This is a genomic window from Rhodoferax sp. GW821-FHT09E07 (assembly GCF_059416145.1).
Genome location: NZ_JBWKOP010000003.1, coordinates 70666 through 91347, shown reverse-complemented (window position 1 = coordinate 91347; position 20682 = coordinate 70666). Strand labels below are relative to the sequence as shown.

At 62.7% G+C, this 20682-nt stretch carries 21 protein-coding genes; 13 read left to right on the top strand and 8 right to left on the bottom strand.

The genetic code is table 11. The annotated features are described in order from the left end of the window. Positions 1–44: 44 nt before the first annotated feature. Both greA and AC07OE_RS06185 read left to right on the top strand, forming a co-directional pair. Complete coding sequence (greA, locus tag AC07OE_RS06190; protein WP_495069686.1) at positions 45–521, top strand: transcription elongation factor GreA; 477 nt, start codon at positions 45–47, stop codon at positions 519–521. Further along, entirely contained in the window at positions 521–961 is a 441-nt protein-coding gene (locus tag AC07OE_RS06185; RefSeq protein ID WP_495069685.1) for a DUF4149 domain-containing protein, read from the top strand. Before greA ends, AC07OE_RS06185 begins: the two co-directional genes overlap by 1 nt. A 46-nt stretch (positions 962–1007) precedes the next feature. Here AC07OE_RS06185 and AC07OE_RS06180 read toward each other — a convergent pair whose 3' ends face one another. Together AC07OE_RS06180 and AC07OE_RS06175 are read right to left on the bottom strand one after the other, a co-directional pair. Further along, complete coding sequence (locus AC07OE_RS06180; protein WP_495069684.1) at positions 1008–1484, bottom strand: YhbY family RNA-binding protein; 477 nt, start codon at positions 1482–1484, stop codon at positions 1008–1010. Between the two features lie 51 nt (positions 1485–1535). Further along, the gene (locus tag AC07OE_RS06175; protein ID WP_495069683.1) at positions 1536–3644 is read right to left on the bottom strand and encodes an adenylate/guanylate cyclase domain-containing protein; all 2109 of its coding nucleotides are present in this window, start codon (positions 3642–3644) and stop codon (positions 1536–1538) included. A 142-nt stretch (positions 3645–3786) separates the two neighbouring features. On the opposite strand from AC07OE_RS06175, the gene AC07OE_RS06170 reads away from it, so the two are divergent. The 5 genes from AC07OE_RS06170 (at position 3787) to AC07OE_RS06150 (ending at position 9323) form a co-directional block, all read left to right on the top strand. Continuing rightward, positions 3787–4446 (top strand): RlmE family RNA methyltransferase, encoded by a 660-nt coding sequence (locus tag AC07OE_RS06170; protein WP_495069682.1) that lies wholly within the window; start codon positions 3787–3789, stop codon positions 4444–4446. A gap of 134 nt (positions 4447–4580) precedes the next feature. Then, positions 4581–6497 carry an ATP-dependent zinc metalloprotease FtsH gene (ftsH, locus tag AC07OE_RS06165; RefSeq protein WP_495069681.1) on the top strand — a complete coding sequence of 639 codons (1917 nt, stop codon included), beginning with the start codon at positions 4581–4583 and terminating at the stop codon, positions 6495–6497. A 72-nt stretch (positions 6498–6569) separates the two neighbouring features. Further along, positions 6570–7442, top strand: a complete 873-nt coding sequence (gene folP / locus AC07OE_RS06160; RefSeq protein ID WP_495069680.1) for a dihydropteroate synthase — start codon at positions 6570–6572, stop codon at positions 7440–7442. Between the two features lie 44 nt (positions 7443–7486). Continuing rightward, entirely contained in the window at positions 7487–8818 is a 1332-nt protein-coding gene (gene glmM / locus AC07OE_RS06155; protein WP_495069679.1) for a phosphoglucosamine mutase, read from the top strand. Between the two features lie 4 nt (positions 8819–8822). Continuing rightward, positions 8823–9323, top strand: a complete 501-nt coding sequence (locus tag AC07OE_RS06150) for a GNAT family N-acetyltransferase (RefSeq protein ID WP_495069678.1) — start codon at positions 8823–8825, stop codon at positions 9321–9323. Between the two features lie 9 nt (positions 9324–9332). Here AC07OE_RS06150 and AC07OE_RS06145 read toward each other — a convergent pair whose 3' ends face one another. From AC07OE_RS06145 to AC07OE_RS06125, 5 genes are read right to left on the bottom strand one after another with little or no spacing between them, the layout of a single operon-like run. Beyond that, positions 9333–9872: a DUF1697 domain-containing protein gene (locus AC07OE_RS06145; RefSeq protein WP_495069677.1), complete on the bottom strand. Its 540-nt coding sequence runs from the start codon at positions 9870–9872 to the stop codon at positions 9333–9335. 18 nt (positions 9873–9890) lie between these two features. Further along, positions 9891–11243 carry an ATP-grasp domain-containing protein gene (locus AC07OE_RS06140; RefSeq protein WP_495069676.1) on the bottom strand — a complete coding sequence of 451 codons (1353 nt, stop codon included), beginning with the start codon at positions 11241–11243 and terminating at the stop codon, positions 9891–9893. Between the two features lie 4 nt (positions 11244–11247). Continuing rightward, positions 11248–11667 (bottom strand): arsenate reductase (glutaredoxin), encoded by a 420-nt coding sequence (gene arsC / locus AC07OE_RS06135; protein ID WP_495069675.1) that lies wholly within the window; start codon positions 11665–11667, stop codon positions 11248–11250. Further along, a complete protein-coding gene (locus AC07OE_RS06130) occupies positions 11664–12353 on the bottom strand; it encodes an aquaporin (protein WP_495069674.1) in 690 nt (229 codons plus the stop codon). The genes arsC and AC07OE_RS06130 overlap by 4 nt, the downstream gene beginning before the upstream one ends. 5 nt (positions 12354–12358) lie before the next feature. Then, positions 12359–12700, bottom strand: coding sequence for an ArsR/SmtB family transcription factor (locus AC07OE_RS06125; protein ID WP_495069673.1), 342 nt, complete (start codon positions 12698–12700; stop codon positions 12359–12361). A gap of 142 nt (positions 12701–12842) precedes the next feature. Between AC07OE_RS06125 and AC07OE_RS06120 the strand changes: the two genes are divergently transcribed. From AC07OE_RS06120 to AC07OE_RS06100, 5 genes are read left to right on the top strand one after another with little or no spacing between them, the layout of a single operon-like run. Continuing rightward, positions 12843–13670: a GNAT family N-acetyltransferase gene (locus AC07OE_RS06120; RefSeq protein ID WP_495069672.1), complete on the top strand. Its 828-nt coding sequence runs from the start codon at positions 12843–12845 to the stop codon at positions 13668–13670. After that, a complete protein-coding gene (locus tag AC07OE_RS06115) occupies positions 13670–14539 on the top strand; it encodes a UDP-2,3-diacylglucosamine diphosphatase (protein ID WP_495069671.1) in 870 nt (289 codons plus the stop codon). The genes AC07OE_RS06120 and AC07OE_RS06115 overlap by 1 nt, the downstream gene beginning before the upstream one ends. Beyond that, positions 14536–15612 carry a glycosyltransferase family 4 protein gene (locus tag AC07OE_RS06110; protein WP_495069670.1) on the top strand — a complete coding sequence of 359 codons (1077 nt, stop codon included), beginning with the start codon at positions 14536–14538 and terminating at the stop codon, positions 15610–15612. The genes AC07OE_RS06115 and AC07OE_RS06110 overlap by 4 nt, the downstream gene beginning before the upstream one ends. 38 nt (positions 15613–15650) lie before the next feature. Continuing rightward, positions 15651–17744 (top strand): polyphosphate kinase 1, encoded by a 2094-nt coding sequence (gene ppk1 / locus AC07OE_RS06105; protein ID WP_495069669.1) that lies wholly within the window; start codon positions 15651–15653, stop codon positions 17742–17744. Between the two features lie 15 nt (positions 17745–17759). Next, on the top strand, positions 17760–18221 hold the full coding sequence (locus tag AC07OE_RS06100) for a SixA phosphatase family protein (RefSeq protein WP_495069668.1): 462 nt from the start codon (positions 17760–17762) through the stop codon (positions 18219–18221). A 13-nt stretch (positions 18222–18234) separates the two neighbouring features. Here the strand turns inward: AC07OE_RS06100 and AC07OE_RS06095 are convergent, their stop codons facing one another. Then, a complete protein-coding gene (locus tag AC07OE_RS06095; protein ID WP_495069667.1) occupies positions 18235–18729 on the bottom strand; it encodes a hypothetical protein in 495 nt (164 codons plus the stop codon). A 143-nt stretch (positions 18730–18872) separates the two neighbouring features. Here AC07OE_RS06095 and AC07OE_RS06090 point away from each other — a divergent pair, with 143 nt between their 5' ends. Beyond that, positions 18873–20675, top strand: a complete 1803-nt coding sequence (locus AC07OE_RS06090) for an EAL domain-containing protein (protein ID WP_495069666.1) — start codon at positions 18873–18875, stop codon at positions 20673–20675. Positions 20676–20682: the final 7 nt, after the last annotated feature.

Genomic DNA, 20682 nt, shown 5'->3' with positions numbered 1-20682 from the left:
CTGTCCTTGTACTTTGAGGCACCCAAAACCGAGTTAGAGACACCATGGCAACCTATCCCATCACCAAGCGCGGCGCAGACATGCTCAAGGCCGAGCTGCACAAACTCAAGACCGTCGAGCGCCCCTCGGTCATCCAGGCCATTGCCGAAGCACGTGCCCAAGGTGACCTGAGCGAAAACGCCGACTACGATGCTGCCAAGGAGCGCCAGGGTTTTATCGAAGGTCGTATCCAGGAAGTGGAGGGCAAACTCTCTGCCGCGCAGGTGATCGATCCTTCCTCCATCCAGGCCGATGGCCGCGTGGTGTTTGGCGCTACGGTGGAGCTGGAAGACGAAGACAGTGGCCAGCGCGTGAAGTACCAGATCGTGGGTGAAGACGAGGCTGATCTGAAACAGGGCCTGATCAACATCAGCAGTCCGATTGCCCGTGCCCTGATCGGCAAGGTGGAGGGTGACACTGCCGTGGTGCAGGCGCCCGGTGGCGAGAAGGCCTACGAAATCGTAGCGGTTCACTACATCTGATGCGCACCTTGCCCTTGTGGCTGGCCGCGGTCTGGGCCGTCAGCCTCAGCGTGTTGGGTCTCTTCGTTGTGCCCATGTTGTTTGTTCACCTGCCAACGCCCGCCATGGCGGGGCAAATGGCCGCCAAACTGTTCACCGTGCAGACTTGGCTGTCGGTAGCCTGTGGTGTGCTACTGCTCCTGCTTTTTAGATCAAATAGGCCGCTAGCCCCCGTCGATACTGCACAAGCTGCTACTCTTTTTGTAGTGGCTGGGGTTTTGCTGGCTCTGTTGGTGGAGGTGGCGGTGGCGCCGCGCATCGTGGCCCGCGACAACCTCGCCTTATGGCACCGAGTGGGCAGTGCCATGTACCTGGCGCAGTGGCTGTGCGCGCTGGTGGTGTTTGGCAAGTTGGCCCACGCAGCCACCCGCCCTCCCACAGAGCCTGCGGCGCAGACATAAAAAAACCGGAGCACCAGGCTCCGGTTTGCAAGGGGATGGGCCTGACTCAGGTCTGGCTGCGTTTCTTCAGGCTGGTCTTTGGCTTGGGTTTCGCGCGTTTGATGTTCCCGCCTGCTGTCAGGCGCTGGTTGCCCAATACGCGCAGGGTCTTCACTTCGGGGCGCTGGCCGGGCCGTTTGCTGAATTTCAGCACCTTGAAATCACGGGGGCCCGCCATGCGGTCCTCATCGATCACCTTTTCTTTCACCGGCTGGGGACGCCAGAGCACCAGCAGCTTGCCGATGTGTTGGATGGGGGCGGCGTTCAGTTCATCGGCCAAAGTCTGGAACATGGTGTCGCGGGCCACGCGATCGTCGGAAAACACACGCACCTTGATGAGTCCGTGGGCGTTGAGGGCGGCGTCAACTTCTTTTTTGACGTTGGCTGTCAGGCCGTCGCCACCGACCATGACCACGGGGTCCAGGTGGTGGGCTTCAGCGCGGTGTTCCTTGCGCTGGGCAGGTGTCAGTTGGATTTGGGGCATATCCTTATTATCGGCGCAATGGTGCCAGTGCGAAATGGCTCCTTGCGCCTCTCAACTTGGCGACAGGTCCGTGACCCGCTGGACCCGGCACTTGTCCAGCATGCGCTGCGCCACCGGATCCTGCGGGAACCGGGCGAGGATGGCGGCGTAGGCTTCGGCGGCTCCTGCAAAGTCGTTGCTCGCGTAGCGGGCGTAGGCTTCCACGGTCAGGTTGCACAGGCGGGCTTCTTCGGGCGTGGCGGCTGTCTCTTCGTCGCCATCGCGGATCGCCAGCAGCTCATAGACCAACAATTCACCCTTGCGGCCTTTGACGGTGACGGTGTCGATGGGGCGCAGCCACAGGCGTTCTCCGGCGGCCCGGTAGACCGCGTGGCTCACACAGACCCAGGTGCCCAGTTCCTTGTTCATGCCCTCCAGGCGCGCAGCCACGTTCACGCCGTCCCCCATCACGGTGTAGCTCACGCGTTCGGCCGATCCCACATTGCCCACCAGTACCGAGTCGCTGTGGATGCCGATGCGCACCTTCAGGGCCGACATGGACTGGGAGGTCCATTCCTGGTTGCGCAGGGTCATGCGGCGCTGCGAGCGCACGGCCGCCACGCATGCCAGGTAGGCGTGGTTTTCCAGCGGGGTAGGTGCACCCCAGAACGCCATCACGGCGTCGCCAATATATTTGTCCACCGTGCCATGTTCTTGCTCAATGGATTCGGTGACGCTGGCAAAGTAGTCCGACACGCGGGACAGCAGCTGTTGCGATGGCTCGGACTCTGACAAGGTGGAGAAGCCCTCCAGATCGGTGAAGAACAGCGTCAGGTAGCGGCTTTCCACGCCCAGTTTGGTGCCCTGGCCCGAGTCGATCAACTGTTTGACCAGCCCGCGCGGCACGTAGGAGGTGAACGACTCCAGCGCGCGCGTGAGCGTGAACACCGCCTTGGCCAGGTGGCTGATTTCGGCAATGCGCGACTCCACCATGGGGGCTTGGCGGAACTGGAAATCGCGGATGTGCACCACGTCTTCAGCCAACTGTTCGATGGGGCGCGACAGGGCGCGCGACAGTCGATAAATCAGCACCAACTGCACGAAAAACACCAAGGTTCCGAAGATCAGCAGGCGGCGGTTGGTGTCCTTGATGCCGCCCACAAAATCATCAGTGGGCGCAATGATCAGCAACTCCCAGGGCTTCTTGAAGTCCTTGGGGAAAGGGGAGAAGATGCCAATGTACTCTGTGTTGTCGGGACCCGCGGTGAAGTGGAATCGGTCGGTGCCACTGCGAATGCGCTCGGCCAGGGCCGCGGTTACGCGGACGTCGCCAAGTTTGCCCAGCTGGTTCTGCACCAGTTCGTTGTCCTTCAGGGTGAGGCCGCGCTCGAACTCCGGGTGCGCAATCACGCCGCCATGGTCGTCCGCGATGATGGTGATGCTGTTGGGGCTGACCCGGTTGTCCGAGAGATAGCCTGACAGGGTCTTGAGCGTGAGGTCGATGGCGAAAACACCAGAGGTGTGCCCGGCAGTCACGATCGGTGCGGTGACGGTAATGCCCAGCTCACCGGAGCTGGCAAAGGGGTAGACGTCCGACACGATGAGTGTTTGCAGGCGCGCGGCTTCTTTGTAGTAGCCACGGGTGCGCGGGTCGTAGTTCACTGGCCCGGCGTCGCTTCCCAGCACCGTACCCCAGGCGCTGTGGAATCGGTACTGGTCCTGTGGCTCCCCGGCGGTAGCACGCTGGTCGATAAAGCGTTCAATGATCTGGGTGCCGGTGGGTACCTGCTTGTCCAGCACGGGACGCCCCGGCACTACCCGGCGGACCTGGCGGAAGCTGCCGTCTTCAAACGCGGCATACGCGGCATACACCGCTTCGTTGGAGGCCACAATTTCGTGCAGGTAATCCGATGCGTTGGGTTCCCGAAAGTAGTCGGGCTTGTCCCGCATCAGCGTGCCGGCGGCGCGGGCGTTGCTGATGAAGGGGTTGAGCAACCGGGCCGCATTGTTGAAGTTCTCGTGCACCGACTTCTCGATGAACTTGTTGGAATAGTCTTCGATCAACAGTGTATTGGCCCGGTAGCTGACCACCAGAAAGGCAATGACCACTGGCAGGGTCAGCACCACAAATAGCCAACTGATGGTGACGTGCAGCTTCACGTTGCGCTTGAACAGGGACATGCCTTCCTCTCGATTGGGCGCCCGTGTCAGGACAGCATCCGTCCGAGGGCAGCCCGCCACTATAGAGGAGGACATGCGCGCCGGGTTGGAAAAGCCCGACAATCGGAACCCTCCCGGAAACGGGATAGCACGCAAGGCCCGCATGAAAACACCCACCAAAGGCAAAAAGGTCAACAAGGCCTGGCTGCACGACCACATCAACGATCCCTACGTCAAACTGGCGACCAAAGAGGGGTACCGGGCGCGCGCAGCCTACAAACTCAAGGAAATTGATGAAACCCTGCAGCTCATCAAACCCGGCCAGCTGGTGGTGGACCTTGGCTGCACGCCCGGCGCCTGGAGCCAGTACCTGCGCCGCCGCATGTCGCCGCAAGGGGCTGCGGTGGGAGAGCTGGACGGCACCATCATCGGGCTGGACCTGCTACCCATGGAGCCTATCGAGGGCGTGACCTTTATCCAAGGCGATTTTCGGGAGGCCGAGACCCTGGCGCAGTTGGAGGCGGCGCTGGATGGCCGGCAGGCCGACCTGGTGGTGTCCGATATGGCCCCCAACCTGTCCGGTATTTCCTCGGCTGACGCGGCGCGCATTGAATACCTGGTGGAGCTGGCGATTGAATTTGCCCAAAACCACATGAAACCCCAGGGCGCCCTGGTGGCCAAGGTCTTCCACGGCGGGAGCTACAACGACGTGGTGCAGCACTTCAAGGCGGCATTTGTCACCGTCAAGCCCTTGAAACCCAAGGCTTCACGCGACCGTTCGTCGGAAACCTTTCTCGTCGGTATGGGCCTGCGCGCGGGCTGAGCCGCTGGGCGGCCTATTCCCATGCGGTTTCTGTGGCCGTAGATTTGGATTTAGCAGCTTTCATGCCTTGAAACGCCTAAAATGGGGCCCAAGTACGCAAGGTTCGTCTACTTGCGCCAGTATTGGAGCTTCGCTTGAATAATCAGTGGTTTTCAAAAATTGCAGTGTGGTTGGTGATTGCCTTGGTGCTTTTCACCGTGTTCAAGCAATTTGATTCGCGCGGCGCTGGCAGCGCGGGCTTGGTCGGCTACTCCGATTTCCTGGAGCAGGTGCGCAACAAGCAGATCAAGAGCGCCATCATCCAGGAAGGCCAGGGCGGCACCGAAATCCTGGCTGTCACCACCGATGACCGCAAGGTTCGCACCACCGCCACCTACCTGGACCGTGGGTTGGTGGGCGACCTGATCAACAACGGCGTCAAGTTCGACGTCAAACCCCGTGAAGAAGGTTCCCTGCTCATGACCCTGTTGGTCAGCTGGGGCCCCATGTTGCTGTTGATCGGCGTGTGGGTCTACTTCATGCGGCAAATGCAAGGTGGCGGCAAAGGCGGGGCATTCAGCTTTGGCAAGAGCAAGGCCCGTTTGCTGGACGAAAACACCAACACCGTGACCTTTGCCGATGTCGCCGGTTGCGACGAAGCCAAGGAAGAGGTGAAGGAAGTCGTGGACTTCCTGAAAGACCCCTCCAAATTCCAGAAACTCGGCGGCCGTATTCCCCGTGGCCTGCTGCTGGTCGGCCCTCCCGGCACCGGCAAGACGCTGCTGGCCAAGTCCATTGCGGGCGAAGCCAAGGTGCCGTTTTTCAGCATCTCGGGTTCTGACTTCGTGGAAATGTTCGTGGGCGTGGGTGCATCCCGTGTGCGCGACATGTTCGAGAACGCGAAGAAGAACGCCCCCTGCATCATCTTCATCGACGAAATCGACGCCGTGGGCCGCCAGCGTGGCGCAGGCCTGGGCGGTGGCAACGACGAGCGCGAACAGACCCTGAACCAGATGCTGGTGGAGATGGACGGCTTTGAGACCAATGTCGGCGTGATCGTGGTGGCTGCCACCAACCGCCCCGACATCCTGGACGCCGCGCTGCTGCGCCCCGGCCGTTTTGACCGTCAGGTCTACGTGACGCTGCCCGATATCCGCGGCCGCGAACAGATTCTGAACGTGCACATGCGCAAAGTGCCCTTGGGCCAAGACGTGAGTGCCATGACCATTGCGCGCGGTACGCCCGGCATGAGTGGTGCCGACTTGGCCAACCTCTGCAACGAAGCTGCCCTGATGGCCGCACGCCGCAATGCGCGTCTGGTGGAAATGCAGGACTTCGAAAAGGCCAAGGACAAGATCCTCATGGGCCCCGAGCGCAAGAGCATGGTCATGCCCGAGGAAGAGCGCAAGAACACGGCTTACCACGAGTCCGGTCACGCGCTGATCGGCAAGATGCTGCCCAAGTGCGACCCGGTGCACAAGGTCACCATCATTCCCCGTGGCCGTGCCCTGGGCGTGACCATGAGCCTGCCAGCTCAGGACCGCTATTCGTACGACAGCGAGTACATGCTCAACCAAATCAGCATGCTGTTTGGCGGCCGCATTGCCGAAGAAGTGTTCATGAAGCAAATGACCACCGGAGCCAGCAACGACTTTGAACGTGCCACATCCATTGCCCGCGACATGGTGACCCGCTACGGCATGACCGACGCTTTGGGACCCATGGTCTACGCCGAGAACGAAGGGGAAGTTTTCCTGGGCCGCAGCGTGACCAAGACCACCAGCATGAGCGAGCAGACCATGCAGAAGGTGGACTCGGAAGTGCGTCGCATCATTGACCAGCAGTACGCCCTGGCGCGCAAGTTGATTGAGGACAACCAGGACAAGATGCACGCCATGGCCAAGGCCCTGCTGGAATGGGAAACCATCGACAGCGACCAGCTCGACGACATCATGGCCGGCCGCGAGCCCCGCCCCCCCAAGGACTGGACACCCCGCACTCCGACCAACGGTGGCGGTGGCAGCGGTGGTGCACCCGCGGTGGCGGCCGACCCGGCTCCCACAGCCGCCTGATACGGGCTGCGCTGAAACGCACACAGGGCCTTCGGGCCCTGTGTGCGTTTCAGGGCTTGCATAATCCAGCCCATGCATTGGCAAACCACCCGCTTCGCGATCGACCTGTCCACCCCCAAGGTGATGGGTATCGTCAACGTCACCCCAGATTCGTTTTCGGACGGCGGGCAGTTCGCTGCGCGTGATGCCGCGCTGGCGCATTGCGAGCAGTTGCTCAAGGATGGCGCCGACATTTTGGACATTGGCGGCGAATCGACCCGCCCTGGCGCGCAGCCCCTGCCGCTGCAGGAGGAACTGGCGCGTGTGCTGCCGGTGGTGCGGCATGCGGTGACGCTGGGCGTGCCGGTATCGGTAGACACGTACAAGCCTGCGGTCATGCAAGCTGCGCTGGACCTGGGGGCCGACATCGTGAATGACGTCTGGGCCTTGCGCTGGCGCGACGGGCTGGGCGGCCCCACGGGGGAGTCGGTGGTGGCAGGCCATCCGAACTGTGGTGTCTGCCTCATGCACATGCACCGCGACCCACAGACCATGCAGGTGGCGCCCATGACGGGTGATGTGGTGCCTCAGGTGCTATCGTTTTTAGAGCTGCTCGCGCAGCGTTTACGGGGGCTAGGGGTCGATTCCTCTCGTATTTGCCTGGACCCCGGCATCGGCTTTGGCAAAACCGTGCCACAAAACTTTGCACTGCTGGCACGCCAGGCACAGGCGGTACCGGCGGGCTACGCGGTGCTGGCGGGGTGGTCGCGCAAATCGTCGCTTGCTGCGGTAACCCAAACCTCGCTGAGCCGGGTGGCCAGCATGGACGTGGACCTGCGCCGCGCGCCCAGCATCACCGCGGCAGTGCTGGCGGTGCAAAACGGTGCGAATGTGGTGCGCGTACACGATGTGCGCGACACCGTGGCCGCCCTCAAGGTGCTGGCTGCGATGCAGTCCGCGGCCTGACGCGCGCCGCTACCTACACAAACAACAACACAACAGGAATTTCAATGGGACGACAGTATTTCGGCACCGATGGCATTCGCGGTACCGTGGGGCAGGCCCCCATCACCCCCGACTTTGTGCTGCGCCTGGCGCACGCCGTGGGCCATGTGCTCAAGGAAACCGAGGCGCGCCCCACGGTGCTCATCGGCAAGGACACGCGCATCTCGGGCTACATGCTGGAGAGCGCGCTGGAGAGCGGCTTCAACTCTGCCGGTGTGGACGTGGTGCTGCTGGGCCCGCTGCCCACACCGGGTGTGGCCTATCTGACGCGTGCGCAGCGCGCCTCGCTGGGCGTGGTCATCAGCGCCAGCCACAACCCCTTCGCCGACAACGGCATCAAGTTCTTCAGCGCCAAAGGCAGCAAGCTGCCCGACGCCTGGGAGCTGGCCGTGGAGGCCGAACTGCAAAAGCCACCGGTTTGGGTGGACTCCGCCAGCCTAGGCAAGAGCCGCCGTCTGGACGATGCCGCGGGCCGCTACATCGAGTTTTGCAAAAGCACCTTTGCCAATGACCTGACCCTCAAGGGCCTGAAGATCGTGGTGGATGCGGCGCACGGTGCGGCGTACCACATCGCGCCCAAGGTGTTCCACGAGTTGGGCGCAGAGGTCATCGCCATTGGCTGCGCGCCCGATGGCCTGAACATCAACAAGGGCGTGGGTGCGACGCACCCCGAGGCGTTGGTGCAGGCCGTCAAAGACAACAAGGCTGACTTTGGCGTGGCGCTGGACGGCGACGCCGACCGCCTGCAACTGGTGGATGCGGACGGCCGCCTCTATAACGGCGACGAACTGCTGTACCTGATGGCCGACGACCGCCTGGGCCGCGACGAGCACGTGCCCGGCGTGGTGGGCACGCTGATGACCAACATGGCCGTGGAAGTGGCACTGAAAAAGCGTGGCGTGCAGTTTGTGCGCGCCAAGGTGGGCGACCGCTACGTGCTCGAAGAGCTGGAGAAGCACAAATGGATTCTGGGCGGCGAGGGTTCGGGCCATTTGCTGGCGTTGGACAAGCACACCACGGGTGATGGCCTGGTGTCGGCCCTGCAAGTGCTACAGGCTTGCGTGCGCAGTGGCAAGACCATGGCGCAATTGCTGGGCGGCGTGACGCTGTTCCCGCAAACCCTAATCAATGTGCGCTTGGCCCCGGGGCAGGACTGGAAGAGCAACACCCGCATGGCCGAAGAAACCAAGGCAGCCGAAGCGGCGCTGGGCGACACCGGCCGCGTGCTGATCCGCGCCAGTGGCACCGAACCGTTGGTACGCGTGATGGTGGAAGCGCGTGACGCCGCGCAAGCCCAAAGCTGCGCCCAGCGCATTGTCGATACCTTGAAGGTTTGACTCCATGACGAATGCGATCCGCGTGGTCCGTGCCGACTACGCCAACCCCGTGCATGCAGACGCCCTGGTCATGCTGCTCGATGCCTACGCCAGTGACCCCATGGGTGGTGGAGAGGGCCTTAGCGACTTTGCCAAAGCGAATCTGGTGCCTTCGCTGGCCGCGCGCCCTCAGGCTTTCAGCGTGCTGGCCTTTGCCTCCAGCGATGACGCCACGCCCGTGGGCTTGGTCAACTGCATTGAAGGCTTCTCCACCTTCAAATGCCTGCCGCTGGTGAATGTGCACGACGTGGCCGTGTTGCCCGGCTACCGTGGCCAGCGCATTGGCGAGCAGATGCTGGCGCTGGTGGAGCAGATCAGCGTGGAGCGCGGTGCCTGCAAGATGACGCTGGAAGTGCTGTCGGGTAACAAGGGCGCCGAGAAGCTTTACCAGCGCGTGGGCTTTGCCTACTACCAGCTGGACCCGGCCATGGGCCAGGCGGGCTTTATGCAGAAGTGGCTGGGCTGAGACGCACTGTCACGCGTACTTGGCCACCAGCCGGCTCACGGTATTCCAGTTGCGCGTGGTGGCTGGCAGCGCCAGCAGTTTTTCAAGAAACGCATTCGGACTGCCCGGCGAGTTGCCAACCTTGCGGCTCAGACTGAAGACTTCGCTGCCCGTGCAGGCAAACAGTTCCAGGTCCTGGCGTTTGGACTGCATGGGTAGCGGGCCCGGCGCCTGTGCGTCGGGATGCAAAAAGGTCACGCAGCATTCATACACCGTGCTCGTGTCTATGCCCTCAAACGGCGCGCTGGCCACCAGCTCCGCCAGGTAGGGCATCGAGCGCACAGACCCCGGTTCGACAAGACCGCACGCCGCGTGCAGATGCTTGGCCGCCTTGCGCAACAGTGCATCAGGCTTGGCCCGGGCGCTGGGTTCAAAGACCAGCGTGCCATTGGTCAGAAACGATGCCGCTGCATGTGCGCCCGCGTCCAGAAAGGCCTGCTCCAGCTGCACCCGCGTGGGGCAGTGGGGGCGGCCCAGGTTCAGGTTACGGAAGAAGGCGACGTGCTGCATTGGCTGCAGTATGGTCGATCAGGCGGCAGGGCGACAGGAATTGGGACCCGCACTCGGCAGGTCGGGCACCCACATCACCGGCGCGAAACCACCCCCTTCGGTGCGGAAATTGGTGGTCTGGCCGCTGTAGGTGCGGGCGGCCAGCAGTTGCACGCGCCCTGCATAGGTGTAGGCACGCAGGTCAAACTTCAATTCGGTGGCTGCGTCACCCACTTGCATGGCACGCACCGGCGGCGGTACTAGTGCCTGGGCGATGTAGTCGCCTTGCTGGATCTGCTCCCACACCTTCTTCGTGAGTTTGTCGCCGCGGTACACCGCACGGGCACCAAAGCCGTCCAGCGGTTTGAAGAACAGGTGTTTGCGTTGGTCCCACAGCGCCGCCGCGTTCTCAGCGCCGACGCGTTCGCAGGCAGGTACGGTGGCCAGCAGGGTGTGCTGATCCGCTGGCGGGACGCCCAAGGCCTGCAGCGCCGCTGCCTGTCCCAGCGTGACCAGATGCTGTTTGTTGGCGCGCAAGGCATGGGCACGCGGGTGCGGCGTCACCGCCGCCACGTCGTCCCGATAAGCCTGTGCCAGTGCCGCGTGGGCCGGGTCTGAGAGTTCAAAGTCGGTCAGGCGGTTGTAGACCAGGTCAATTGGCAGATTGGGGGGCAGCGTGCCGCTGAAGAGTGCGCCATCGCGCAGTTGTAGGTGAGTCGGGTCGGTCACCACCGCCTGGATGCCATGGCGCTGGAACAGCTCGGCAAAGAGCGCGAACTCGGGCGCGAGGTACTGGTTCTGCGGCGTTGCATCCACGATGGCAATGCTGCGCAGAGAGCGCGTTGGTTGTCCCCGTGCGCGGTTGAACAGGTCCCACTCGGCCTGGAACATGGCCACAAAATCATCCTCCAGCGTGGCCATGTTGCGGTAGGCGTTGAGCGCCGGGTTCATCAGCCCGCAGCACACGGCCTGCGCGCGCAGCAGCACCGCATTGAGCATGGCGCCACCGGCGTTGGTATTGATCTCGATGAGCTGGGGGCCCTGCGGTGTGATGTGAAAGTCGTACCCCATGAAGACGCCCAACGGTCCATGGTCTGCTTGGGCGATCGCGCTGGCAGTGGGCAGCACTTGCCGCGCCCAAGCTGGCAATGACAAAGTGCGCTCGATCGCTGCCACGGCGCTCTGGACCGCCTGGATTGTGGCCTGCGAGGCAAACACAGCCGTGCCGGAAAACAGGTGCGGGTGCGTTTGTGCCAGTGTGCTGGCCGTATTGCGCAGGCCAGTATCGCGGCCCAACTCACGGCGCAATTGCTCCGGGTCCAGCGTCTGGCAGCGACAGCCGTGGTTCAGCGCGTCAGCCAGCGTCGTGGAGGCGGGCTCGGTGAGCAGCATGGGGTCAGACCCGTTGCCCTTGCGCGTTGATCACTACCTCTCCATCTTCCTTGCTGAACGCGCCTTGCTGGGTGTTGGGCAGGATGTCCAGCACCAGCTCGGACGGCCGGCACAGGCGCGTGCCCAACGGGGTTTCCACAATGGGGCGGTTGATGAGGAGGGGGTGCTCCAGCATGAAGTCCAGCAACTGGTCGTCGGTCCACTTGGGGTTGGCCAGATCCAGTTCGGCATAGGGCGTGCCTTTTTCGCGCAGCAGATTGCGCGGGCCAGTGCCCATGGCGGCCAGCAGTTGCTGCAGGCGCGCCTTGGTCGGCGGGGTCTTGAGGTATTCAATGACGGTGGGTTCCACGCCGCTGTTGCGGATCATGGCCAGGGTGTTGCGGGAGGTGCCACAGGCGGGGTTGTGGAAGATGGTGATGGTCATACGGTTTCTTTCTTGGGGGAGAGGGGGCTGGCCAAGGCCGCGCCCAGCACTGCGCCTGCGGTTTGTGCCAGCACAAAGCCGAGTGCGCTGGCCGGGGCAATGCCTGCAAAGGTGTCGCTGAACATGCGGCCCAGCACGGCAGCCGGGTTGGCAAACGAAGTGCTCGCGGTGAACCAGTAGGCTGCGCCGATGTAGCAGGCCACCACTGCGCTTCCTTTGCCCGGTGGCGCACGCAGAATGGTGAACACCAGCCCGGCAGTGGCCACGGTTTCGGCCAGCCACTGGCCGCTGCCGCCGCGCAGGTGCTGGCTCAGGTGCAGGGTCTGCAGCTCAAACATGGCATTGGCCAGGGCCGCACCAGCGATGGCCCCCAACAACTGGGATGCTATGAAATACGTAGCTACTCGCGCAGTGTTTTCGGGGGCTAGCTGCCGTTTTGACCACATAAGCAGCGTGACCAGCGGGTTAAAGTGCGCACCGCTGACCGGGCCCAGGGTTTCAATCAGTACGTACAACGCAAACACCGTGGCCAGCGTGTTGGCCAGCAGGGCCACGCCGTCGTTGCCGCCGCTGATGCGCTGGGCCATGATGCCGGAGCCAATGACGGCACAGAGCAGGGCGGCGGTGCCCAGAAATTCGGCCAGCAGTTGCTGGTGCAGGGGGAGTGGGTGGGCGGTTGTTGTCATGGGGCTCAGCAGCATTTGCTGGTTGCAGGGTCGGTCACTTCACAGCTTTCGCCCTGGCAGCAGTGCATGGTCATATAGGCCAGCAGGCCGTTCATCTGCGCAAAGTTGGCGCGGTAGATGAGATTGCGCCCGCGCTGCTCGATGTCCACCAGGCCGGAGTGGGCCAGTTCCTTGAGGTGGAAGGACAGGGCGCTGGGGGCGCTGTCGAGCTGCTGGGCCAGGGTGCCGGGGGTCAAGCCTTCAGGGCCGGCCACCACCAGCGCCTTGAAGGCGCGCAGGCGCTGGGCCTGGGCCAGGGCGGTCAGCGCCTTGAGGGCCTGGGGTTCGTCAAAGGTGATGGTGTTCATATTTCAATAATACTTGAAATATTGAATCAATCAACACGGCAAACGCTGCGTCACAAAAGCTTCATGCAACTGCCATGTGTGGGTCACAGGCGCTCTTCACACTTCCGGGTCAGTGCAATCACGCTCAAGGAAGGGGACAAGAATGCCAACAACATCCGCCATCGCCGTGCCAACACTGGCCACACCCACGCTGCACCCGCTCTCGGTGCAAACGACAAGCCCTTTGCAGACTGCGCCGGCGCGCGGCGGCATCGAAGTGTCCTGGGCCAAGCACCAGGACGATGTCCGCGCTGCCCAGCGCCTGCGCTTTGATGTGTTTGCCGGAGAGATGGGCGCGCGCCTGAACACCCCCATGGCAGGCCACGATGTGGATCTGTTTGACAACTACTGCGAGCACCTGATCGTGCGTGACCAGGCCAGCGGCCAGGTCATCGGCACCTACCGCGTGCTCACGCCCACCCAGGCCAAGCGCGTGGGCAGCTTCTACAGCGACACCGAATTCGACCTGACCCGCCTGCGCAGCATGCGCGAACGCATGGTCGAGCTGGGCCGCAGCTGTGTGCACCCGGACCACCGCCATGGCGGCGTCATCATGGCGCTGTGGGGCGCGCTGGCCGAATTCATGGTGCGCAACCAGCTCGACACCATGATTGGTTGCGCCAGCATCCCCATGCTGCACAACGGTGTGGTCAGTGGCGACGTGGCGGCCAGCATCTGGCGCCAGGTGGAGGCCACACACCTGGCTCCCATCGAATACCACGTGCGGCCCCGCCTGCCGCTGCCCATCGACCAGTTGGATAGCACGCTCGATGTGGAGCCACCGGCCCTCATCAAGGGTTACCTCCGCCTGGGCGCCAAGGTTCTGGGCGCACCGGCCTGGGACCCGGACTTCAACTCGGCCGACTTGCCGATGCTGATGCGCATCGCCGACTTGCCTTCCCGCTACCGCAAGCACTTTCTGGGGGCCTGATGCGCACCGCCTTCGACGCTCTGGGAGCCAACTGGCAGGGTTTGGCGCCAGGCGCCGAAGCCGATGACGACGAGGTCGGCCACCGCCGCTACCGCGCGGTGTTTGTGTCCGACATCCACCTGGGCACCGCAGGCTGCCAGGCCAAGCCTCTGCTGGACTTTCTGAAACACCATCCCAGTGACCACCTCTATCTGGTGGGTGACATCGTGGACGGCTGGCAGCTGCGCCGCCGATGGTTCTGGCCGCAGGCCCACAACGATGTGGTGCAAAAGCTGCTGCGCCGCGCGCGCAAGGGCTGCCGCGTGGTTTTCATCCCCGGCAACCACGACGAGTTTGCGCGTGCCTTTGTCGGCCACCAGTTTGGCGGCATTGAGGTCTACGAAGACACGGTACACACCACGGCCGATGGCCGCACGCTGTGGGTTACGCACGGCGACTACTTTGACGGCGTGATCCAGTGCGCCAAGTGGCTGGCCTACCTGGGCGACAACGCCTACGAATTCACGCTCAAGCTCAACCGCTACCTCAACACCTTGCGAGCTCGCATGGGCCTGCCGTATTGGTCGCTCTCGGCCTACCTCAAGCACAAGGTCAAGAAGGCACTGAACTACGTGACCGACTTTGAGAAGGCTGTGGCCCACGAGGCCCGTCGCCGCGGCCACGACGGCGTGGTCTGTGGCCATATCCACCACGCCGAGATGCGCAGCATCGACGGCACGCTGTACTGCAACGACGGGGACTGGGTGGAGAGCCGCACCGCGCTGGTGGAACACCTGGACGGCCAGCTCGAACTTATTTACTGGGCAGGATCGCCCACCCCACCGGCCACCGCGGTGGCCACACCCGCTTTGCAGGAAACCCACGCATGAAACTCGCCCTGATTACCGACGCATGGCAACCCCAGGTCAACGGGGTGGTCACCACCCTGGTGGAACTGGTGCGCGAACTCGAAGGCCTGGGCCATGTGGTGGAGGTCATCCACCCCGGCTTGTTCCCCACGCGCCCGTGCCCCGGCTATGCCGGCATAGACCTGGCCGTGCGCCCCGCCAAGGCGCTGGCGCAGATGCTGGACGCCTGTGCGCCCGATGCCATCCATCTGGCCACCGAAGGCCCGCTGGGCTGGGCCGCACGCAGCTACTGCCGCAAGCGCAAGCTGGCCTTCACCACGGCGTACCACACACGCTTTCCAGAGATCCTGCAGGCCGCACTCAAGATTCCGCTGTGGATGGGCTATGCGCTGTTCCGCCATTTTCACAAGCCTTCATCGGGCGTGATGGTGCCCACGCCCAGCGTGCTGCGCATGCTGGACGCCAAGGGCTTTCGCAACCTGCGCAGTTGGACGCATGGCGTGGACATGCAGCTGTTCCAGTACCAGGAGGTGCCCAAGGTGTATCCCGCGCTCGGCGTACTGGCGCGCCCGGTGTCGCTGTTTGTGGGCCGGGTGTCGTACGAGAAAAACATCGCCGCGTTTCTGGAGATGGATGTGCCCGGCACCAAGGTCGTGTGCGGCGTGGGCCCATTGGAGGCCAATCTGCGCGAGCGCTACCCCCATGTGCGCTGGTTGGGCGTGTTGCCGCGCGATGAACTGGCCAAGGTCTATGCCGCGGCGGACGTATTTGTCATGCCCAGCCGTTCCGAGACCTTTGGCCTGGTGATGTTGGAAGCCATGGCCTGTGGCACGCCCGTGGCGGCCTACCCGGTGGAGGGGCCCAACGAAGTGGTGGGCACGCCCGCGCAGGGCGGTGTGCTGCATGCAGACCTGGCTGCAGCCTGGTATGGCGCACTGGCGGTGCCGCGCCATGAGGCGCGCACGCGGGCGCTGCACTTCAGCTGGGCCTATGCGTCGCTGTTGTTTGCAGGGCATTTGGTGCCCACGCGTACCGCACGGACGCTGCCGCAGGCGGTGGCGCAAGATGTCACACAACTGTCATCTGGAGCGTAAACAATCGTTCATCGTTGTGTCACAAATGGATGCTTCTCATGCCGTCTTTTCTCCGCAAGCCTCTCGCGTTGGTGCAATCCGCGCCCCCCGCACTGCTGGACCGTGACCACAGCATTCTGGCGTTCAACGAGCGGGTGCTGGACTGGGCGGTGCGTGACGATGTGCCGTTGCTGGAGCGGCTGCGTTTTTTGTGCATCGTCTCGAGCAACCTGGATGAGTTTTTCGAGGTGCGGGCCGAGCCGCACCTGAGTGCCTACCAGGCCAACGACCGCAAGGGTCAGTACTCGGTGGATTCGTTTGATCGACTGGCCGATGCGCTGCACCAACTGGTGGCGCGCCAGTACGCGCTGTACAACGAAAAACTGATGCCGGGACTCGAAGCCCAGGGCTTGCGCATCCTCTCGCATGGTGAGCGCAATGCCGCCCAGCGCGCCTGGGTCAAGCAGTACTTTGAGCGCGAGGTGCGCCCGCTGTTAATTCCCGTCGGACTGGACCCCTCACACCCGTTTCCCCAGGTGGCCAATAAGTCGCTGAACTTCATTGTTCGGTTGAGCGGCAAGGACGCCTTTGGGCGCGAGAACGAAATCGCGATCGTGAAAGTGCCCCGTGTGCTGCCGCGCCTGATCCGCATGCCCGACAAGCTGGTGGGCAACAAGGCCTGGTTCGTGTCGCTGTCCAGCATCATCCGGGCACATCTGGATGAGTTGTTTCCGGGGCGCGTGGTGGGGCAGTTCTCACAGTTCCGTGTGACGCGCCATTCCGATCTGGCGGTGGACGAAGACGATGTGCAAAACCTGCGCACCGCCTTGCGCCAGGGCCTGGTGCACCGCCACTACGGTCAAGCCGTGCGTCTGGAAGTGTCAGCCGGTTGTTCCGAGCATTTGGCGGACTTTTTGCTCAAGCAGTTTGCGCTGCCCGCCAAGGCGCTGTACCGCGTGCACGGTCCTGTGAACCTGGTGCGCCTCACCCAGCTGATTGACCTGGCCAACCGCCCCGACCTGTGCTTTGCGCCGTACCGTGCGTCTTATCCGGTACAGATCCAGGCGAACCATTCCATCTTTGAGCAGCTGAAACATCGGGACATTCTGATCCACCAGCCGTTTGAGAGCTTTGATGGCGTGCTGCGGTTTTTGCGCGAGGCCGTGAATGACCCGCAGGTCTTGGCGATCAAGCAGACCATTTACCGCACGGGGGCAGATTCCGAGCTCATGGACCTGCTGCGCGAAGCGGTGCGCCGCGGCAAAGAGGTGACCGTGGTGGTGGAGCTCAAGGCCCGCTTTGACGAAGAGGCCAACATCAACTGGGCCGAGATGCTCGAGTCCATCGGCGCGCAGGTGGTGTATGGCGTGGTGGGCCTCAAGACCCACGCCAAGATGATGCTGATCACGCGGCGCGAGGGCAAGTCGCTCAAGCGTTACGGGCATCTCTCTACCGGCAACTACAACCCGCGCACCGCCAAGCTGTACACCGACGTGAGCCACCTCACGGCGGATGCCGCGTTGACCACGGACATGGAGCATGTGTTTGTGCACCTGGCCAGCCAGAGCAAACTGCCGCGTTTGTCCAAGCTGTGGTTGGCACCGTTTTATTTGCATCGCAAATTGATGGCCAAGATCGATGCCCTCGGCACGGCTGCCGCACGCGGCGTGGAGACGCGCATCGTGGTGAAGATGAATTCACTGACCGATGAGGCGCTGATCCGCAGTCTGATGGCCGCAGGCAGCCAAGGCGTGAAGATTGATTTGATTGTGCGCGGCGCCTGCATGCTGCCGGCACAAGTGCCGGGCTATACCGACAACATCCGCGTGCGCTCGGTCATCGGCCGGTTTCTGGAGCACTCGCGCGTGTTCTATTTCCGCCAGGGCGAGGTGGAAGACCTCTACCTGTCCAGCGCCGACTGGATGAACCGCAATATGGTGCGCCGGGTGGAATTGGCCTGGCCGGTGACGGATCCCGTGCAGCGCCAGCGCATTGTGGATGAGTGTCTGGTGGCCTACCTGCACGATGGCGTGGACGCCTGGGATCTGGGCGCAGATGGGGTGTACCACCGGCAGGAAGCACGCGCCGACGTGCCTGCCCACGGCGCCCAGGCCGCGCTGATGGGACGTTACGCGCGCAACGACAAAGCTTGAAGGGGAGTAGGGGCGATGGATCTGATTTTGTGGCGGCACGCAGAGGCCATTGATCTGGAGCTGGTGGGGGACGACATGGTGCGCACCCTGACCGCCAAGGGCGAGAAGCAGGCCACCCGCATGGCAGGTTGGCTGGACCGCCAGTTGCCGGACGGCGCCAAGATATGGGCCAGTCCGGCTTTGCGCACCGAGCAAACCGCCCAGGCGTTGGGCCGCAAGTTCAAGACCCATGCGGCGCTGGCGCCACTCTCCACGGTGGATGACCTACTGGACTTGGTGCACTGGCCGCACGCCAAGGGCTGTGTGCTGGTGGTGGGCCATCAGCCCACCTTGGGTCACACCATTGCACGCCTGTTGGGCTTGGCCGAGGCGGACTGTGCCGTGAAAAAAGGCGCGATCTGGTGGCTGCGCCATCGCGAGCGCGAGGGTATTGCACAGACCGTGGTGGTCACGGTGCAATCCCCCGAAGTGCTCTAAACCCTGTTCTGTTTCAGGCTTTTTTGGCCTTGGCAGGGCGGCCGGTCTTCAGGCTGGGAACGGCTTGCAGCGCTGCCTTGAAAGCGGTGTCGGACAGTGCTGCCAGTACCTTGATGCCTGCGCGGATCAGTTCGGTCTTTTTGGCCGGTGTGCCCTGTTTCGCAGCACGCAGCTTCAGCACATCCAGCACGTCGTATTCGGGCTTGGGGATGGTGAAGCTGTCACGCACCATCTTGGGCTTCTTCACCTTGGCGACCGGAGCAGCCGCGGGTTTTGCGGTTGGCTTGGCAGCGGCCTTCACGGATTTGGGGGCAGACTTTTTCACCACGGCTACAGGCTTGTTGGCGACGGAGGCCTTGGCTTTGACGACGGGCTTGGGCGTTGCTTGGGTCACGGTCTTTGCGGGCGCCTTGGCCGTGGCCTTGGTGGCCGGCTTTGCTGGTGCCTTGGGGCTGGTCTTGGCTGGAGCCTTGGTCTCAATAGCGGTGGCAGTATCTGCAGTCGTCACGTGGTTTCCTTTGAAAAAAATTAAACGGTATATACAGTTTATATTGTTTACGTTTTTCTGCAAAATGGCGTGACACGGTTTTGTCATGGTGTTGTCACATGGATTTTCTAGACTGACTCCCTAGTCGTTTTGGAATCCATGCCATGCCAACTACAAGTTTGCGTTTGGTGGCCAACCGCTCCGCGGTGAAGGGCGAACCCGGCCCGCTGGAGAAAGTGCTGAGAGACGGGACTTTGTATCCCGTGTTCCAGCCGATAGTGAATCTGGCAGATGCGTCGATCTACGCGCACGAGGCTCTCATACGGGGTCCTGCTGGCACACCCATGCACACCCCCGACAGTTTGCTGCGCGCAGCAGCGCTCGAGAATCTGGGCTACGAATTTGAGTGTGCTTGTGTGATGGCCACGTTGCGTCAGTGGGGCCATATGCGTGGGGTGGGGCGGCTGTTTGTGAACATCAGCGCCAATGCGCTGACGCGCATTGTGGAACTGCAGGGGCGTGATGGCTTACTGCGCTGGATCCAGGATATGCGCGTGGTGCCGCGCATGCTGGTGCTGGAGATCACCGAGCACGAACGTGTGGCCAACATGGACCGCCTGGCCGAGGTGGTAAACGATATCCGCTCTGCCGGAGTGTCACTGGCACTGGATGACTTTGGCGACGGCCACTCCAGCCTGCGGCTGTGGTCGCAGCTCAAGCCTGAGGTGGTGAAGATCGACAAGTACTTCACGCGCAATATCAGCGAGCATGGCGACAAACTCAAGACCATCCAGGCGCTGCAGCAGATTGCCACGATCTTTGGTAGTTCGTTGGTCGCCGAAGGCATAGAGACCGCCGAAGATTTGCGGGTGCTGCGTGATCTGGGCATTGAATATGGTCAGGGCTACTTTTTGGGCCACCCGGATCGTGCGCCGCTAAAGTACCTGGGGGTCGACCCCCAGCGGGTCCTCAGTGAGCGCCAGGTGGTGGTGTTTCCTGAGCTCAGCCGTGCGTCGCAGGGTGGGCATTTGCGCAGCCTGTCGCTGTTGCGTGCCCCCACGGTGACGCCTGAGACCAGCAATGACGCACTGGCCGAGCTGTTCCTGGAGCACCCCACCTTGCATGCGGTAGCGCTGCTGGAGGAGGACAGTCCGGTGGGCATCATCAACCGCGCGCAGTTCATGAACGAGTACACCAAGCTCTACTACCGCGAGGTCTGGGGGCGCAAGTCCTGCGCCGTGCATGCCAACCGCGAACCGCGCCTGATTGAGCGCGAGCACTGCGTAGATGAGTTGGTCGGCATCCTGACCTCACAGGATCAGCGCTATTTGTCGGACGGTTTCATCGCAACGGAAAACGGTCGCTACATGGGTTTGGGCACGGGGGATCAGTTGGTGCGCTCAGTGACCGAGACACGCATCGAGGCAGCCCGCCATGCCAACCCGTTGACCTTTTTGCCAGGCAATATTCCCATCAGCCAGCATATTGAGCGGCTGCTGAAAAAAGAAGTGCACTTTGTGGCCTGCTACGCCGACCTGAATAACTTCAAGCCCTTCAACGATTACTACGGCTACTGGCGTGGAGACGAGATGATCCGCCTGATGGCGCGCATTGCCATGGAACAGTGCGACCCACAACGCGATTTTCTGGGTCATGTGGGGGGCGATGATTTCATCTTGCTCTTCCAGAGCCCTGACTGGCAGCTGCGTTGCGAGCGTCTGGTGGAGGAGTTTGCCGAACGTGCGCAGGCCATGTTTGACGAAGAGGCCCGACTGCGGGGTGGCATTGAGGCTGAGGACCGCCATGGCGTGATGCGCTTCTTTGCGTGCACCACGCTGTCGATTGGCGCAGTCGCCATTGACGGCAGCCAGTACACGCGGGCCGAGGACGTGGCTAACCTCGCCGCCCTGGCCAAGCACGATGCCAAGCAGGCCGGTGTAGGCCTGTGGGAACGTCGCGTCGTCTGACGGTTTG

Coding starts and splice junctions, on each gene's coding strand:
- AC07OE_RS06130 (WP_495069674.1), bottom strand. CDS start 12,353: ATGACAACAACCGCCCACCCACTCCCCCTGCACCAGCAACTGCTGGCC.
- AC07OE_RS06145 (WP_495069677.1), bottom strand. CDS start 9,872: ATGCAGCACGTCGCCTTCTTCCGTAACCTGAACCTGGGCCGCCCCCAC.
- arsC (WP_495069675.1), bottom strand. CDS start 11,667: ATGACCATCACCATCTTCCACAACCCCGCCTGTGGCACCTCCCGCAAC.
- glmM (WP_495069679.1), top strand. CDS start 7,487: ATGGGACGACAGTATTTCGGCACCGATGGCATTCGCGGTACCGTGGGG.
- ppk1 (WP_495069669.1), top strand. CDS start 15,651: ATGCCGTCTTTTCTCCGCAAGCCTCTCGCGTTGGTGCAATCCGCGCCC.
- greA (WP_495069686.1), top strand. CDS start 45: ATGGCAACCTATCCCATCACCAAGCGCGGCGCAGACATGCTCAAGGCC.
- AC07OE_RS06175 (WP_495069683.1), bottom strand. CDS start 3,644: ATGTCCCTGTTCAAGCGCAACGTGAAGCTGCACGTCACCATCAGTTGG.
- AC07OE_RS06090 (WP_495069666.1), top strand. CDS start 18,873: ATGCCAACTACAAGTTTGCGTTTGGTGGCCAACCGCTCCGCGGTGAAG.
- AC07OE_RS06140 (WP_495069676.1), bottom strand. CDS start 11,243: ATGCTGCTCACCGAGCCCGCCTCCACGACGCTGGCTGACGCGCTGAAC.
- AC07OE_RS06110 (WP_495069670.1), top strand. CDS start 14,536: ATGAAACTCGCCCTGATTACCGACGCATGGCAACCCCAGGTCAACGGG.
- folP (WP_495069680.1), top strand. CDS start 6,570: ATGCATTGGCAAACCACCCGCTTCGCGATCGACCTGTCCACCCCCAAG.
- AC07OE_RS06150 (WP_495069678.1), top strand. CDS start 8,823: ATGACGAATGCGATCCGCGTGGTCCGTGCCGACTACGCCAACCCCGTG.
- AC07OE_RS06120 (WP_495069672.1), top strand. CDS start 12,843: ATGCCAACAACATCCGCCATCGCCGTGCCAACACTGGCCACACCCACG.
- AC07OE_RS06180 (WP_495069684.1), bottom strand. CDS start 1,484: ATGCCCCAAATCCAACTGACACCTGCCCAGCGCAAGGAACACCGCGCT.
- AC07OE_RS06170 (WP_495069682.1), top strand. CDS start 3,787: ATGAAAACACCCACCAAAGGCAAAAAGGTCAACAAGGCCTGGCTGCAC.
- AC07OE_RS06185 (WP_495069685.1), top strand. CDS start 521: ATGCGCACCTTGCCCTTGTGGCTGGCCGCGGTCTGGGCCGTCAGCCTC.
- AC07OE_RS06115 (WP_495069671.1), top strand. CDS start 13,670: ATGCGCACCGCCTTCGACGCTCTGGGAGCCAACTGGCAGGGTTTGGCG.
- AC07OE_RS06125 (WP_495069673.1), bottom strand. CDS start 12,700: ATGAACACCATCACCTTTGACGAACCCCAGGCCCTCAAGGCGCTGACC.
- AC07OE_RS06100 (WP_495069668.1), top strand. CDS start 17,760: ATGGATCTGATTTTGTGGCGGCACGCAGAGGCCATTGATCTGGAGCTG.